Raw genomic sequence first — 16,945 nt, 5'->3', positions numbered from 1 at the left:
TGGGAAACGTGGAATAAAACAAAACTGGCTAAAACTTTGCCATTATTTTTTGAACTAGGGTTACTATCACGAGAACAAATTAATTCTGAGCCGGTCTTATATCGTTACGCTTTAACCCCTGAGGGGGGAGAAGTATCAATATTATCATCCGATTCATTATTATGACGGTGATAAATTAGATCAAACGGCTTTTTGTTATGGAACAAGAAAAGTGTTAAAGGTGACCGATGTAAGCGAACGTGAAGTACCGGACGGTAATAGTCGAACACAGATTAAAGTTTATGTAGATTTTGATTATAAGGTGGAAGGTATTCCTGATTGGGTAAAATCTCCAAAGTTGAAGAAATTATATTCAGAATTTCTTGATAGTGATGAAAAAGAAGTGGGTATACATCAGATTTATTTAATCAAACAAGCAGATGGTTTATACAGTGACGGAAGTATTCGTGAAATCATGATGAAACCTAAATAGTTTTTTAGATTTGCAATTGTACCTAACCCGAGCTTAGCAAAGACTGGCGCAGTAATATGTAGACTAAAAGGATTTAATATACCTAATACAGCGCCTATTTGCTTTGCTGGCTATTAAAAAGGATAGCTGTAATAATTTAATATCTCACTACTTAATAAAAATTTTTCCAAAAAACAAGAAAAACAACAAGAAAAAAAGCAAGTAATGACCTTAACAAATGTGGACATACCGATAAGTAAAAAAGACTAATATAAATAAAGGTCCTTAGTCTAACACTGATAAGCGCTCACAATATCCGTCATTACCTGTAATACTTCATCCACACTATGCTTGCGCGAGCGACTACAATATTTAGCGGGTTGTTGACAAATCAGACATAAACGTGGCGATGTTGCTGTACGCGATAAGCTTTGCTGAGTAATAGGATCTATTACATCAATATCCCATAAGCGACCTAATGGATGTTGTTGTTCAATATGTATACACTGTTTTTTTAGTTCGGAAGCAAAACTATCAACCACAATAAAAGCTTCATTTCCTGTCTCTGACACTGATGTGGTTTGTTCAACTATTGCGAGTTGTTGCTGCTCTAGTGTGTGTTGAATTGCAATTAATGCTTGCTTAAATAAATAATCTGATGCACTACTTTTTTTTATTTCACCTGGAATGACTAGCGTCAATGAAATAAGGGGTAATTGGTATTGCTGGATGGCTTGCCTTTGCCTGATCACTCGCTGTTCTTTAGCATTTAGCATTTGAAGTAAAGTAATGGGTTGACCATCATAGAATGAGAGATTCATTATTTTTCTTAAATTGAGTCTAAAATGGCACTTAAAAATTATCAGCGATAATTTTTAAGTGCACCTATATTAGTGATTAGTCTTTTACTTGACGAACGACGTCAATAACTGAACCATCACGATAACGAACAATACCAACAATTTTGTCTTCAAATTCAATTGGCATTGGTTTGCCAGTTAAAGAGATAGCACGTTGATAAAGGTCTTCGATCTTCATCACTGGTAAACCTGCAGCAATTAAGCGTTCTGCCACTTCAGGGCGATTAGGATTAACCGCGATTCCGTGGTCAGTCACTAACACATCGACACTCTCTCCTGGTGTGACAACGGTTGTTACTTTTTCGATCAGCGTTGGGATCCGGCTACGAATTAATGGCGCAACAATAATTGTTAAGTTAGCTCCAGTTGCAGTATCACAGTGACCGCCTGAGGCTCCACGCATTACCCCATCAGAACCTGTTAATACGTTGACGTTGAAATTAAGGTCAATCTCTAATGCACTGAGGATAACAATATCTAATTCGTCAACACTGGCCCCTTTCGATGCAGGGTTAGCATAAACATTAGTCGAGACTTCGATATGATCTTTATTACGACCTAGAGACTGTCCTGCTGTTCCATCAAAGCTTTGTGTATCTAATAAACGTTTAACTAAACCTTTTTCATGCAAATCAACAATACTTGCGGTAATACCACCTAACGCAAATGAGGCAGTAATATTTTTATCGCGCATGCGATTTTCAAGAAAACGTGTCGCCGCAGTGGAGGAGGCACCTGAACCAGTTTGGATAGAGAATCCATCTTTAAAATAGCCTGAATGTTCAATAACATCTGCCGCATAACGAGCAATCATCAGTTCACGCGGATTGCTGGTAATACGTGCTGCGCCAACACTAATTTTGGTCGGGTCACCCACTTCATCAATTTTGACAATATAATCAACTTGATCCTGACGGATACTGGCTGGATTATTTGGATAAGTAACAAAGTCTTCCGTTAATAATACCACTTTTTTCGCAAACTGCGCATCGACCATTGCATAGCCTAATGAGCCACATTGAGACTTACCAGATACACCGTTAGCATTTCCCATTTCATCGGTTGTAGAAACCGCTAGGAAAGCCACATCAATATTAATTTCTCCAGACTGAATTAATTTAACTCGTCCACCATGAGAATGAATATGAACTGGTTTTTCCATTAAACCATGAGATATAGCATCGGCTAATTCACCACGCATACCCGAGGTGTAAATCTGTGTTACTACACCATTCTTTATATGTTGAATTAACGGTGTATTACAAGAAAGTAACGAACTAGACGCTAACGTTAGATCTTTAATCCCCATGTTGCTGATAGTTTCGATCACTTTATTGATCACCTTATCTCCTTCGCGGAACGCATGGTGGAAAGAGATTGTCATACCATCACGAAGCTCACATTTTTTAATGGCTTCTTCGATTGTTTGGCATAATTTACGGGTATGTTTTGCTACTGGATCATTGAGATAAGGCGTTGTCGTATTTGCGCCAGTAAAAGGAACCAAATTGTTTAAATCTGGTTGTTGAGCTTTAATAGCCTCAATATTGTTGTTTGTACATGTCGTCATCTTAATCTGTCCTATTAAATCGCTTTACGAACACCTGAAACAGCTGCTAATTCGATAATGGTTCTTGCGCGGGCAATAATTGGTGCATCAATCATTTTACCATTTAGAGAAATGACACCTAAACCAGCTTTTTCACCTTCTTCTGCCGCTTCTACCACTTTCTTAGAGTATTCAACTTCTTCTGCTGTTGGTGCATAAGCATTATGAAGTAATTCAATTTGGCGCGGATTAATTAATGATTTTCCGTTAAAGCCTAATTTTTTAGCTAAATTCACTTCATTTAAGAAACCAGCATCGTCATTAACATTTGAGTAAACCACATCAAATGCATCAATTTTAGCTACGCGCGCAGCATGTAATACCGCACAACGAGCATAAAATAGTTCCGTACCATCGCCTCGTTCAGTTTGCATATCCACTAAATAGTCAAAAGCGGCTAAGGCAATACCAATTAAACGTGGAGACGATTTTGCAATTGATACCGCGTTGACAACGCCTAATGCTGATTCGATAGCAGCCATTAATTTTGTTGATCCAACAGGGCGACCACACTCTTTTTCTATGCGTTCAACATGTTGCTCTAACTCATGAATGTCTTCTGCGCTATTCGTCATCGGTAAACGTACGACATCAACACCAGCGCGAACTACTGCTTCTAAATCTTTAAGACCAAAAGGTGTGTTCAACGCATTAATACGAACCACGGTTTCAATACCACTCTCTTTATAGATTGGCAATTGTAATGTTTGAGCAACTAATAAACGTGCTGCATCCTTCTCTTTAATAGATACCGCATCTTCCAAATCGAACATAATCGAATCTGGTTTATAAACAAAAGACGTTGATAACATTGCTGCATTAGCGGCAGGAAGAAATAACATACTTCTACGCAATTTTTTCATAGTAATTTACTCCAATCTAACTCTTCCACTTCAGCGCCACGTAATACTGCACATTGCACACGAGCTTTAATCGCACAATCAAGCGCACCTTTATCATCAATAACAATTAGTCCATCAGTGACATTTAACTGTGCTAATGTACTTTCAACGACTGATCTAATCTGTGCTCCAAACTGTTTATTAACTTCACTATTTACAATAATTTCAATCCCAGAATTTGGGCTGACTTTAACCATTAAATCGCTTGATTCAAGCGTTCCGGCTAGAGCTTCTTTTTGTATTTTCATTAAATTTACCTTTTAATCGATCAAATTACATATATTTATTTTGCAAATATGTCCATGTCGTTGGGGGAACCAATGCTTTAATTTCATCATAGCACTGATTTTCTAATAGTGCCCTAACACGTGAGGCAGATATTGCAAAATTATTTTCCTTTATCCTTTCCAGTACAATCAGAGGTATAACCGGCATTGAACTGACTTGGCTATCTTGCAACCAATATGCCATTGCCTCATTATACGCATTGGTTACTTCACTGGTTGGTTCGGTACCAACAAAGCGACAAGTAATATTAAGTGCTGGCGCAATATAATTACGGAAAATTAATAAATCAATTCCCATATAAGCTTTATCAATTTTCGCCTGCTCTTTTAGAAAATAACTTGGAAATGTTGCTTTTGAAATAATATAGGAAGAACTCGCATGAACTGAAACATTCTTTAAATGACTAACGCCTGCTTTTACCAATTCAAAACGATCAGCAAAGGAGAACATAGAGGCGTCTTCATTAACAACAAAGATATGAAGCCAATCACATTCTGCTGCTGCGGTTTCAGCTAAGTACTGATGTCCTTTGGTAAAAGGATTCGCATTCATCACAATACTACCGATCTTGTTACCGGGTTTCTTTTCAAGGCTCAATTGTTGGCAGTAACGTTTAATACCAATTGGGGTATTTTCCATTAATACAACTAAATCAGGTACTTCAACGATAGGATAAAAACCACAACTGCGAAAGAAGATTTTATTTTCAGGTTTAGTATAAAGGAAAAGATGGAACTGCCCGTGTTCATTAGCATATTTAATGGTATATTCTAATAAACCTAAATTGATATTATTACCGCGATAATCTGGATCAATTGCAACACATTTTATAATATCACGATCAATACCCGCACAGGCAACAATTTTTGAATCCACGATAGCAATTACAAATACAGATAATCGCGGGTCTAATTCCAGACCCGCTAAATGTAGTAACCGTTCAATGGACTCTAATACTGATTGTTGTTTCGAGATATCAACAACCGAGTATTCAAGTGAACTATACATTTATTACCTTTTTTCTGAGATAACGGAATTACTTAAACGTCCTATATGAGAGATCTCGACTTCAATACAATCCCCTTCTTTCATAAATAAAGGCGGATTCCGTTTTTTACCTACTCCACCCGGTGAACCTGTTAAGATCACGTCACCTGGGGATAATGCAGTAAAGCTACTAATATAAGCAATTAATTCAGGGATTGGATGAACTAAATTATTCAACGAATCATGCTGTACTTCTTGTTTATTCAAGTAGGTTTTTAGCGTTAATACTTTTGGATCAGGGATACTATCAGCTGTCGCTAAACATGGCCCAAATGCACCTGTTGACGGCCAGTTCTTACCCGCAGTGAACCAAGCATGTTGCCAATCACGTACTGAACCATCCATATAGCAACTGTAACCAGCAACATGCTGTAATGCTTCTGCTTCTTCGATATGGAAACCACCCTTACCAATAATGACTGCTAACTCACCTTCATAATCAAATTCATTAGTGATCAATGGTTTGATCACGTTGGTTTTATGACCGGTTTGTGAGTCTGGGAATCGAACGAACAATGTTGGCGCGGAATTCGTTTCATGGAATTCAGCACGCTTTTCTGCATAATTCATTCCCACACATAAGATTTTATTTGGGTTTGGTATTACAGGAAGATAAACAATCTCTTCCTCTTTAACATCAGCAATTTCATTTACATAATTTCTTGCAATTTGCAACCAATCGCTTGCTGAAAGTAATGCTTTTAAATCACTGTATTTATCGCCAATACGACGAGTTAAATCAATAATACCTTGCTCTGTTAATATACCATAACTTGGATTACCTGACAAAAGATAACTAACTAGTTTCATTTATACCTCAGACAACTAGACTACTATAAGATGAATCACAATTAATATTGTGATTCATGTACACCGTCATATTATACAATAAAACGAGCTAAGACTAATAGTGATAATGAGACATTGATAGCACCACCAATACGGGTTGCGATCTGAGCAAAAGGCATTAACTCCATTCTTTCCGCTGCAGTTAAGATAGCAACGTCACCCGTACCACCTTGACCACTTTGACAACAAGAGATAACCGCTGCATCAACTGGGTACATACCTAGTTGTTTCGATACAAAGAAACCTGTGGCGACTAAGCTAACAACAGTAGAAACGATAACGATTAGGTTATTTACTGTAAAGGCTGCAACAATACTTTGCCATGGGGTAATTGCCACACCAACAGCAAATAAGATTGGATAAGTCACTGAAGTTTGGAAAAATTTGTAAACAACTTGTGAACCACTTAATACACGAGGTGAAACACCATTAGTCAATTTCACTAATACCGCAGCAAATAACATACCTACTGGCGCAGGAAGACCAATCATTTTATGACCAATCATACCAACCATATATAACATTGCCGCTAATAGAACACCTGAAGCAAAGGTTGTAACATCCATTACCATCTCTTTTTTAGTTTCCACTTTTTCTTCATTTTCAGCGGTACCTGGCATTAATTTACCATTACCAGTTAAATGTGGATACATCTTACCAATGCGATTTAAAATACCGCCACAAATAATACCCGTTAAACCACCTAACATTACAATAGGTAACACGCGTCCTAATGCATCACCTTGCTCCATACCTAAAATAGCGGCATAGCCCATTGATAATGGAATCGCACCTTCACCTACACCACCTGCCATAATTGGTAGTACTAAGAAGAAGAATGTATGGAAAGGTGATAAGCCTAAAAGCATACCAACACCAACGCCAACTAACATACCAACAATTTCACCACAAAGCATTGGTGCGAAAATACGTAAGAACCCTTGAATTAGCGTTTTCTTATCCATACTCATAATGCTACCAACGATGATACAACAAATGTAAAGATACAGAATCTGGGTATCTTTATAGAACTTTTTTGTTGCTACATGAATAGATTCAGGAAGAATACCATAATAAACTAATGCTGATGGTATAAAGGTTGCACAAATTGCCGCGGCCCCCATTTTTCCAATGATCGGTAACCGTTTACCAAATTCACCACATAGGAAACCGAAAAATGCACATGTTACCACCATAACAACGATGTCACTTGGTAGTTTATCGTTTAAATATACTTCACCTAAAACTAAGCAACCTGCAATAATAAAGAACGGTAGAGGAATGACGCCGACTTTATAATTGTCCATTAATTTCCACCATCCACATGGCCAAAAATTTTTCCATAATTGTACTATCGTATCTTTATTTATTTTACTTAAAACTGTCATAATAATGACTATCTCCGTTGATATTTCTCAAAATATTAATAATTTATTACTAATTGCTATTATCTGTAATTTTTCGTTATTTTTTTGTGATATAAATCATAAATTTATTGTGGTTTTTATGGTTTTAAAGGAGATAAGTTGGTTAATTGTGTTAAAATGAACAATAGTAGCAGGATTTAAAAATTTTAATTTATATGTTAAAACGTTTTTTTACACTATCTTTTACTGGTAAATTATTTCTACTATTACTGTTTTTTTCAATAATAAGTACTTTTATTTTACAGAGTTATATTTCGGCAATTACCGAATCATCCTTATATAAAATGCAGGGAGAAAAAGCTAAAATACAAGCTAAAGCCTTGGCTGTTCTGCCTCAACTAATTGAATATGTAAAAACAAATCAAACAACTAAAATTAGAGAATTAATCCATTCTATTTACACACAAAGTGATGCTGACTATATAGTTATCGGCGATAATCATGCGAATCGCTTATTTCATACTAAAAATGCGCCGCTTAATATGCCTATGGTTGGTGGTGATAATGAGCAGGTTTTAAAAGGTAAAACTATTACTACCATTAAAACAGGGTTTCTGGGTACGTCGCTGCGCGCCAAAGCCCCGATTTTTGATGAAAATCAAAATGTTATTGGTATTGTATCTGTGGGTTATATGTTAGATCATATCGCAGCTTTACATAAACAGCAACAGCTTCCTATTATAATATTGTGCATTGGCTTTTTAATAGCACTGTTTTTATTTTCATGGTTCTTGTCTTACATGATAAAAAGACAAATGTTTGATTTAGAGCCAAAAGATATTGCGCTGTTAGTCAAAACACAGAATGCAATTATGGAATCCATTTTTGAGGGGATCATTGCTATTGATAACCAGTATAAAATTATTAACATTAATCATGCAGCTAGACATCTATTAGGTTTGCACCAATCTGTCAAGCAATTAATCAATACTGAATTAAATCAATATATTGCCTCTACAAAGATAATTTATGATGACAACAATAAATATGAAGATATTCATGATCAAGTCTGTTATTTTAATGATAAGATGGTTATCATTAATCGTATTAGAATATTAATTGATAAGCAACTTTGCGGTTGGGTGATTACCTTTCGTAGTTTTGATGAGGTAAATTTATTAAGTCAACAATTAACACAAATCAATCAATATGTAGATAATTTGCGTACCTTACGTCATGAGCATTTGAATTGGATGGCGACCTTGTCTGGTCTCATTCATATGCAGCGTTATGAAGAGGCAGAAAAATTTATCGCTTTACATTCAGCAGATAATCAAAAAGTATTAGATTTTGTGACAGAACGGGTTAGTTATCCCTCCATTGGTGGTTTGTTAATTGGAAAATATTCAAAATCACATGAAATGAATGTCAATCTTACTTTTGATCCTGCTATGCAGTTAACTACTTTACCGCCTATGTTATCTGAGACCGAATTGATGTCTATTATTGGTAATTTATTAGATAATGCATTTAATGCTTGTGTAAAACAATCAAAAGGCGATAAATCTGTCCACTTATATATTAATGATGAATCGGATGAGATTGTTATTGAAGTGAGTGATCAAGGTTGTGGAATCGATGAAACTATTCGTGACACCATTTTTGATCAGGGTGTGACTTCTCAAGATCCTGCAGAACACGGTATTGGTTTACATTTAGTCGAAACCTATATTCAAAAGACACAGGGTTATATTACTGTTGAAAACAATCAACCTTACGGTACCATCTTCTCTATTTTTATTCCTAAATCTTGTTAAGGCTATTCCTATGAAAAACACAAATAAATCACAAATTAACGTATTAATCGTGGAGGATGAGCCGATTTTAGCGGAATTACATGCTGATTTTATTCAGCGTGATCCTTATATCAAAGCCTTAGCTATCGCGCCTACATTAGCGGATGCCAAATTATTAGTCGATAAATTAAAACCAGATTTGATTTTACTAGATAACTATTTACCTGATGGAGAAGGCATTGACTTATTTGAGCATATTATCCGTCATCAACTTAATAGCTATGTGATTTTTATTACTGCTGCGAGTGATATTGAAACCTGTAGCCGTGCTATTCGTTACGGCGCCTTTGACTATTTGATTAAACCCGTGTCTTATGATCGATTAAATCATTCACTTAAACGTTTTGACTTATTTTTATACAGACAAAGTATCCAAAAACATGTCAACCAACAGCGTATCGATGAACTATTTAATTTACAAACCAAGGATTTTATTAATCAAAATAAACATACTAAAGGTATTGAGGAATTAACTTTACAAAAAGTGAAAGAATTATTTATACAGAGTAATGAGGCGTTTACCGTAGATAGTGTGGTTGAAAAAACACAACTAAGCCGAACCACGGCAAGAAGATACTTAGAGTATGGTGTGCACACGAAATTTTTAACCACTGAAATTAAATATGGAAAAATAGGACGACCAGAGCGTTTATATATTCGTGCTAAGTCTTAATTGGGTGCAAAATTATTTATCTCTTTTTTGATAAATAATTAATAATATTAAATATAATCAGCAATAATTGTTATTGAATGTAAATCGAAGTAATTCCCTGATAAAAACAGTTATTAGGGAAAACCTAAACAGATAAATAGTCATTGCTTAATTATGTTGTTAAATCAGAATTTACTATCTGATAATCAAATAAACATTAATTTTTCTCAGGCTGAAATGAGCTAATTAATGCGTGGTGATTATTAACTAATAACCTATAACTTATAACAACCTAAATTGTGTTATCTTTATCACATTTTATTTAAAAATTCATCCAAATTTGATAGCACTATCACACTTTTAAATTTCTTTATTTCCCACTATATTTCAATATGTTAGTTTCATAGCAAAAAAACCTATACCATATATTCATAGGAGAAAATATGCTATCCAAATGGCTTACAGCTGAAACAGTCAATATCGTTAATGCTATTGATAATTGGCAAACAGCAATTGACATTAGTGCTATTCCTTTATTACAAAATGGTGTCATTTCGTCTGATTACTTACAAGCTATCTATCATTTGCACGAAAATATTGGTCCTTATTATGTGTTAGCGCCAGGTATTGCTATGCCACATGCTCGCCCAGAAGAAGGGGTCAATAGCCTAGGCTTATCTCTTTTATTGGTCCAGCAAGGTGTTAATTTTAATTCATCCAATAATGATCCCGTATATGTCATTACGCTACTAGCGGCACCAGATTCAGAAAGTCATTTAGAAATAATACAAAATTTAGCCGCACTATTTTCAAATGCTGACGATATGAATAAGATTTTTCATGCCAAGACATGTAACGAAATACTTAATGTAATCAAACATTACTAATATGAATCTCACACAACGTGTTAACACATTCACATTGTTTTATCATCCAATAAAATAGAAGGAAAGTAATATGAAAATTATGGCAGTTTGTGGTAATGGTTTAGGCAGTAGCTTTATGGTAGAAATGAATATTAAAAAAGTACTTCAAAAAATAAATCAACAGGCTGAAGTGACTCATTCGGATTTAGCCTCAGCCATGCCCGATGCCGCAGATCTCTTTATTATGACCACAGATTTAGCAGATAGCGCCAGTATTCCTTCAGATAAATTAATTGTATTAAACAGTATTATTGATATCGATGAGCTAGAAGCAAAATTAACCGACTATTTTAATACACATTAATATTTTATCCATGAAGGAGTTTTTATGATTAATGAACTCATTAAGTTTATTATTGATATTTTAAAAGTTCCAGCCATATTAGTCGGTATGATCGCCATGATGGGGCTTATTTCTCAACATAAACCTGTAACCGATATTATCAAAGGTACCATTAAAACTATTCTTGGTTTTTTAGTGCTAAGCGGTGGCGCCAGCGTAGTGATTCAATCGATTACGCCACTTGGTCAAATGTTTGAACATACGTTTAAATTGCAAGGTATTATTCCTAACAATGAAGCCATTGTATCAATGGCACTTAATGAGTATGGTACTGCCACAGCTCTCATTATGGCATTTGGAATGGTTGCCAATATTATTGTGGCACGCTTTACACGGTTAAAATATATTTTCTTAACGGGTCATCATACGTTTTATATGGCTTGTATGATTAGTATTATTTTGACGGTGGCTAAATTTACTGGCTGGCAATTAGTCTTTACTGGCGCTTTAACTTTAGGTCTCATTATGGCGCTATTCCCTGCGTTAGCTCAGCCGCAAATGGTAAAAATTACGGGTAATAATGGGGTTGCATTAGGGCATTTTGGCACAATTGGTTATGTCTTAGCAGGATGGATTGGAAGCCTTGTAGGAAAAGGTTCACGTTCCACAGAAGAGATGAATTTACCTAAAAATCTGAGCTTTTTACGCGATAGTTCTATCTCAATATCTTTAACTATGATGATAATTTATCTGATCCTAGCCATTTGTGCTGGTCCCTATTATGTGGAAAAGACGTTAAGTCATGGTAATAACTATCTTGTTTATGCGGTGATTCAAGCGATTACTTTTGCTGCTGGGGTATTTATTATCTTACAAGGTGTGAGGCTTATTCTAGCGGAAATCGTTCCCGCATTTACGGGGTTCTCAGAAAAATTAGTTCCCAATGCTAAGCCCGCCTTAGATTGCCCAATTGTCTTCCCTTATGCGCCAAATGGTGTATTAATTGGTTTTTTATTTAGCTTTCTTGGCGGCTTGGTGGGTTTATTTATATTAGGTAGACTTAATACCGTATTAATTTTACCTGGCGTTATTCCTCATTTCTTCTGTGGTGCGACGGCGGGGGTATTTGGTAATGCCATGGGCGGTCGTCGTGGCGCGATGTTAGGCGCTTTTGTTAACGGTCTTTTACTCACTTTTTTACCCGTACTATTAATCCCCGTACTTGGTGCATTAGGCTTTGTCAACACAACATTTTCTGACCTCGATTTCTGTAGTTTAGGCATTATCTTAGGCAATATGGCTCGTTTCCTTAATAGAGAAATGATTATGGCAATTATGATTGGTATTTTTGTGTTATTAGTCATTTATGATCGGGTTGCCAAAGTGAAGTCAGCAGAAGAAAAATAATAAGGGTGATAATAAATTAGATTTTATCTAATGATAAGCAAGCAAAATAAGGTTAACCTTAAATTGAATAGTAACAATGACAATGAGTAAAAGTGATTTCAGTAATATAAAACCTTACCAAAGGTATCATACTAAAATAAAGGGATACAACCATCCCTTTATTTTTATCCATGACCAATGTTAAAACCACACTTCGGTTTGTATACCAAAACTAACCTGATAAGTTTTACCATTAAAGTCAAATTGACTGACATCGTTGTTTAACGCATGAATATAGGAAACATAAAAACGGATATCGGGTCTGGAGGTTAACAGACTTTCTGCCACTTTAAAGGTATGAAATAGGGTGGTTTTATATCCTTCTTCATTATATTTTTCTCCTGATATTTTATTTCGCTGATGGAAATAGCCTAATTCAATACCTGATTGTTGGTATCTGTCCCAAATATAAGCCGGACGTATCGCTGACTTAAAGCTCATAAAATCGGTATGCGCTCTATTCATATCATAAGAATAAACATCATCACCCAACGTAAAGGCTAAAGCATGAGACATAATGACCTTATCAGCTAAATACGCTTCACCTTGAGAAACAAATCGGTAGGCTGTTCCGCCTGTGTGCTGACCAATATAATCATTATTAGCATTAGCCGCAAATTCAGGATTATTTGTATTAATATTTGCAAATTGGCTGGCCATTGAGTTACTTGCTGCTTGTAACGATAATTGATTAAAACCGCCTAAGAAGTTTTCTTGTTTCCATAAAAGACCCGCTAACCAGGCATTTTTTACCGTTAAATCAGATTGTTGCTTTGATTTATTCGCTAAAGCATATTTACCGGCTAGCTCAATCGTGCCATCTTGCCATAATGGAATATTGCCATAACGTAACTCAATTTGATTCACATTGACATCATGGTTAACGTCATCTTGAGCTAGATTAACATCGGCTCTAGAAAGTGAAAAAGCCAGTTCTCCTACGCCTAGTTTTAAATTTTCAATCCCAATTGCACCACCTGCTGGTGTTTTTTGCGTTTTCCAATCTAACATTTGAATTTCATTATAAGGTAAGCTATGTTTTCCTACCCAAAAATTGGCCTCTGGATAACCCGGAATAAATCCCTGTGTGGTTAAATAAATATCAGAAAATTGCATATAGTTATCATCTTGAATATTAAATAGACCGGCAGCTTTATTGACGTTGACATTACCATCAATCATTACTAATGCATCTATACGGCGATTATCTTCATCATAGATTTTTTGGGAAAAGATCAAGTCATACCAACCGCCATATTCGTTACCTAAACGCCCTAAAGCACCTTCCGCATAATTTTTAGGCCCGCCATTTGTCGAGGAGGCCCATCCACCGCGAAAATAGCCACCAAAAGAGAAGCCTATTTCATCTTTAATGTAATCTTTAAATTCGGTTAGAGTTAATGTACGTTGAGTGGAACGAGTTTTCTCCGTTGGCATTAATTCATGTTTTCTATCCGCCAAAGTATTGATCCTATCATCTAACAAAACGACTTGTGGTTGTGGTTCTGGATTTAGCTGTTCAGTGGTTATTTTAGATACAGGCAAGGTGAGTGATGGTGCTGATTGTTGATTTAAGCTAGCTATTTTTTTATTAGCTGCAATAACTTGCTTTTTTAATTCCAACGATTCTTGACTAAGTTGAATCAGTTTTTTTTCAAGATCCGCAATTCTGGCTTCTAACTGTTCTGGACTCGCCGCCCAACTCCAGCAGGGCAAACATACGCCTAATAATAGCGCATAAGTCATATATTTAATCAATTTTTTGCTCTGAGTAAATGATACCTTGAATAAATATTTCATTCTTATTCTCCTTACATTTATATAATCAAACAACTTTAACAAGTACAGACTTATCTACTTAGTATGGTGACAAATAAATTGGAGTGAATTAAGTCGTGATATATCTTATTCAACCACAATCAAGCCTTATATTGCCTAATTGCTATATATAAACACGGCTAACTGATATAGATATAGTTAGTATAATTAAATAAAAAAACCTGCCTTTCATAAAGAAAACTTCTTTACAAAAGGCAGGTTTTGCTTGCTAAACGCAATCACAATCCTATTATTCGCTTATCCAACAACTGTTTATTATTGTAATCAATCGATAATAAATTGTTAGATTGAATAATGTATTATATGACCTTTATCACGTTTATTATTTGAACAAATAAATATCTGCATTGAAATAGCGTTGATCTATCGGCTAGATGATCACTTGGACTAGATCGGTTCTAGCCATTTCATCAAATCAGCGATAGTCGTTAAAATAGATCGTGTTACTTATCACTAATCATGGGCTAAAATTCGATACATCCACATTCATCAATCATTGCACTTCTTTTGTCTCTATCATTGCTAAGCCAACTTTAGCGTGTTTAATAACTGCTTTAAAATCTATCCCCTGCTCTTTAGCCGCAAAAATACAACCACAATAGCATTGACGATAAACATCGTACTCTTTACAGATTTCAACTGAGCGTTTATATCCATTATTTTTTTTGAAATCTGAAGGTAAATATTTTACGGCAAATAACTCCTGCATATCCATCCCTAACTCATTGATTTTTTTACTGTTTTTCTTAGGACTTAAGGTTAATGCACTAGCAAAATAATCAAAACCTAGTTCTTGTGCTTTAATCGCGGCTAAATCAAGTCGCATTTTATAACAAATATGACAACGCGCCCCACCTTCTGGTTCGTCGCGTAAATGTTCGACATTTTTAATAAATTCCGCTGGCTGATACGGCGCTTCTAGGAATTGGACTTGATAACCCGTTTTTTGATTAAAATCACGAATAAATTTTTGTTGGACTTGACTCCGATACTCATATTCAACCCGAGGATGAATATTCGAGTTAGCAAAATAGATAGTGATTTCAGCATATTGAGCTAAATATTCCAAAACATAAGTACTACAAGGTGCACAACAACTGTGGATTAATAATTTGGGTTTTTGGGGCAATGTTTGCCAATTTTTAATCACTTGTTGTAAAACTGCATCATAATTAATCTTATTGTGAGGATTGAGTTTTTCTAATATATCCGTTGCATTAATAAACATTTTATTTTTAAACCTAATTGATTAAATCGAGAAGGATCATTTAATAACCTTATCTTTCGTAAGGTTTTGATTTTTATATCAAATTTATTATACCTTACAAATATAAGGAACAGCTATATTTTATAAGAATAAAGCGATTAACTTATATCAATATAAGCTATCACTATCGCGCTATCATTGATTTTTATAGTGATTCTATTTCACTGCTTATTTTTTTACTAAACAATGCATACATTTTACTTTTATTCATTACAACGTTAACAACTGATCACAGTAATAACTAATATTTTAGTTTTTGCTTTCATATTATCAAAAACAGCTTATATTATAATTTATATGGTTTAATATATAGGAGGCGATAGATGATAGGTATTATCTTGGCAAGTCATGGAGAGTTTGCTACAGGTATTTTACAATCAGGCAATATGATTTTTGGTGAACAAGAAAATGTACAGGCTGTTACCTTACATCCCACCGATAGTCCTGATGATTTAAAGCAGCGTATGCAAGCAGCTATCGCCACTTTTACTGACAGTGAGCAACTATTATTTCTTGTCGATCTTTGGGGCGGCACACCGTTTAATCAGGCCAATAATCTTGCTCAAGCACATTCCGATAAATGGATTGTGATATCAGGTTTAAATTTACCCATGTTAATTGACGCTTACGGGGCCAGATTAAGCATGGACAATGTCCAAGACATAGCAGCAAATATTATCCATTCAGCTCAAGAAGGTATTAAAAGTACAGCAACCAAAAAAACCGACGTCACGTCAACATCCGCTTCGCAAATGACTAATCAACCATCAATTACAAATAACAATCATTCGGGTAAATTAAATATTGTTCTAGCTAGAGTTGACTCACGTCTATTGCATGGTCAAGTCGCCACAGCTTGGACACAAGCCACCCATCCGAATCGGATTATTGTCGTATCCGATGCGGTTTCTAATGATAAATTAAGAAAACAATTAATTGAGCAAGCAGCCCCCCCTGGCGTTAAAGCGAATGTCGTCCCAATCAGAAAAATTATTGAAGTAGCCCATGATCCACGTTTTAGCCATACCAATGCGTTATTACTATTTGAAAATCCACAAGACGTTTTACGTGCCATTGAAGGGGGACTAGAAATCAAGGAATTAAATATTGGCTCTATGGCACATTCTGTTGGCAAAGTGATGGTTAACAATGTTATTTCAATGGATCAGAATGATGTAATGACATTTGAGAAACTTGAAGCGAAACAGGTGCAATTTGATGTACGTAAAGTGCCTAATGATAGCCGAGGTAATATGGACGAATTATTAGCGAAAGCCAAGCAAGCGTTTCGTTAAGCAAAAAT

At 35.4% G+C, this 16,945-nt stretch carries 16 protein-coding genes; 7 read left to right on the top strand and 9 right to left on the bottom strand.

The annotated features are described in order from the left end of the window. Positions 1 to 220 precede the first annotated feature (220 nt). Positions 221 to 472 (top strand): hypothetical protein, encoded by a 252-nt coding sequence (locus O970_RS03600; protein WP_130575716.1) that lies wholly within the window; start codon positions 221 to 223, stop codon positions 470 to 472. Between the two features lie 269 nt (positions 473 to 741). Here O970_RS03600 and citX read toward each other — a convergent pair whose 3' ends face one another. From citX to O970_RS03565, 7 genes are all read right to left on the bottom strand, one after another. Continuing rightward, positions 742 to 1,272: a citrate lyase holo-[acyl-carrier protein] synthase gene (citX, locus tag O970_RS03595; protein WP_024495801.1), complete on the bottom strand. Its 531-nt coding sequence runs from the start codon at positions 1,270 to 1,272 to the stop codon at positions 742 to 744. A 76-nt stretch (positions 1,273 to 1,348) separates the two neighbouring features. Beyond that, positions 1,349 to 2,881 (bottom strand): citrate lyase subunit alpha, encoded by a 1,533-nt coding sequence (citF, locus tag O970_RS03590; RefSeq protein ID WP_024495800.1) that lies wholly within the window; start codon positions 2,879 to 2,881, stop codon positions 1,349 to 1,351. Between the two features lie 14 nt (positions 2,882 to 2,895). Beyond that, the gene (gene citE, locus O970_RS03585; protein WP_024495799.1) at positions 2,896 to 3,783 is read right to left on the bottom strand and encodes a citrate (pro-3S)-lyase subunit beta; all 888 of its coding nucleotides are present in this window, start codon (positions 3,781 to 3,783) and stop codon (positions 2,896 to 2,898) included. Then, positions 3,780 to 4,070: a citrate lyase acyl carrier protein gene (gene citD, locus O970_RS03580; RefSeq protein ID WP_024495798.1), complete on the bottom strand. Its 291-nt coding sequence runs from the start codon at positions 4,068 to 4,070 to the stop codon at positions 3,780 to 3,782. The genes citE and citD overlap by 4 nt, the downstream gene beginning before the upstream one ends. Before the next feature lie 25 nt (positions 4,071 to 4,095). Continuing rightward, positions 4,096 to 5,118: a [citrate (pro-3S)-lyase] ligase gene (gene citC / locus O970_RS03575; protein WP_024495797.1), complete on the bottom strand. Its 1,023-nt coding sequence runs from the start codon at positions 5,116 to 5,118 to the stop codon at positions 4,096 to 4,098. 3 nt (positions 5,119 to 5,121) lie between these two features. After that, the gene (locus O970_RS03570; RefSeq protein WP_024495796.1) at positions 5,122 to 5,967 is read right to left on the bottom strand and encodes a fumarylacetoacetate hydrolase family protein; all 846 of its coding nucleotides are present in this window, start codon (positions 5,965 to 5,967) and stop codon (positions 5,122 to 5,124) included. 71 nt (positions 5,968 to 6,038) lie between these two features. Beyond that, the gene (locus tag O970_RS03565) at positions 6,039 to 7,394 is read right to left on the bottom strand and encodes a 2-hydroxycarboxylate transporter family protein (protein WP_024495795.1); all 1,356 of its coding nucleotides are present in this window, start codon (positions 7,392 to 7,394) and stop codon (positions 6,039 to 6,041) included. 194 nt (positions 7,395 to 7,588) lie between these two features. On the opposite strand from O970_RS03565, the gene O970_RS03560 reads away from it, so the two are divergent. The 5 genes from O970_RS03560 (at position 7,589) to O970_RS03540 (ending at position 12,497) form a co-directional block, all read left to right on the top strand. After that, positions 7,589 to 9,190, top strand: coding sequence for an ATP-binding protein (locus O970_RS03560; RefSeq protein WP_024495794.1), 1,602 nt, complete (start codon positions 7,589 to 7,591; stop codon positions 9,188 to 9,190). 10 nt (positions 9,191 to 9,200) lie between these two features. Next, positions 9,201 to 9,902: a response regulator gene (locus tag O970_RS03555; protein WP_105291834.1), complete on the top strand. Its 702-nt coding sequence runs from the start codon at positions 9,201 to 9,203 to the stop codon at positions 9,900 to 9,902. Positions 9,903 to 10,324: 422 nt separating this feature from the next. Further along, complete coding sequence (locus O970_RS03550) at positions 10,325 to 10,768, top strand: PTS sugar transporter subunit IIA (RefSeq protein WP_024495792.1); 444 nt, start codon at positions 10,325 to 10,327, stop codon at positions 10,766 to 10,768. A 70-nt stretch (positions 10,769 to 10,838) separates the two neighbouring features. Further along, positions 10,839 to 11,111 (top strand): PTS sugar transporter subunit IIB, encoded by a 273-nt coding sequence (locus tag O970_RS03545; protein WP_024495791.1) that lies wholly within the window; start codon positions 10,839 to 10,841, stop codon positions 11,109 to 11,111. A 24-nt stretch (positions 11,112 to 11,135) separates the two neighbouring features. After that, the gene (locus tag O970_RS03540) at positions 11,136 to 12,497 is read left to right on the top strand and encodes a PTS ascorbate transporter subunit IIC (protein ID WP_036562547.1); all 1,362 of its coding nucleotides are present in this window, start codon (positions 11,136 to 11,138) and stop codon (positions 12,495 to 12,497) included. A 180-nt stretch (positions 12,498 to 12,677) separates the two neighbouring features. Here O970_RS03540 and O970_RS03535 read toward each other — a convergent pair whose 3' ends face one another. Together O970_RS03535 and O970_RS03530 are read right to left on the bottom strand one after the other, a co-directional pair. After that, positions 12,678 to 14,336, bottom strand: coding sequence for a carbohydrate porin (locus O970_RS03535; protein WP_024495789.1), 1,659 nt, complete (start codon positions 14,334 to 14,336; stop codon positions 12,678 to 12,680). 532 nt (positions 14,337 to 14,868) lie between these two features. After that, on the bottom strand, positions 14,869 to 15,603 hold the full coding sequence (locus O970_RS03530; protein ID WP_024495788.1) for an epoxyqueuosine reductase QueH: 735 nt from the start codon (positions 15,601 to 15,603) through the stop codon (positions 14,869 to 14,871). Between the two features lie 362 nt (positions 15,604 to 15,965). Here O970_RS03530 and O970_RS03525 point away from each other — a divergent pair, with 362 nt between their 5' ends. Further along, entirely contained in the window at positions 15,966 to 16,937 is a 972-nt protein-coding gene (locus O970_RS03525) for a PTS sugar transporter subunit IIB (protein ID WP_024495787.1), read from the top strand. The last annotated feature ends 8 nt before the right edge of the window (positions 16,938 to 16,945 follow it).

Origin of the sequence: Candidatus Schmidhempelia bombi str. Bimp, assembly GCF_000471645.3 — a bacterium.
Lineage (GTDB): Bacteria > Pseudomonadota > Gammaproteobacteria > Enterobacterales > Orbaceae > Utexia > Utexia bombi.
The sequence above is the reverse complement of the archived record's forward strand: the minus strand, read 5'-3'. Positions and strand labels throughout refer to the sequence as shown.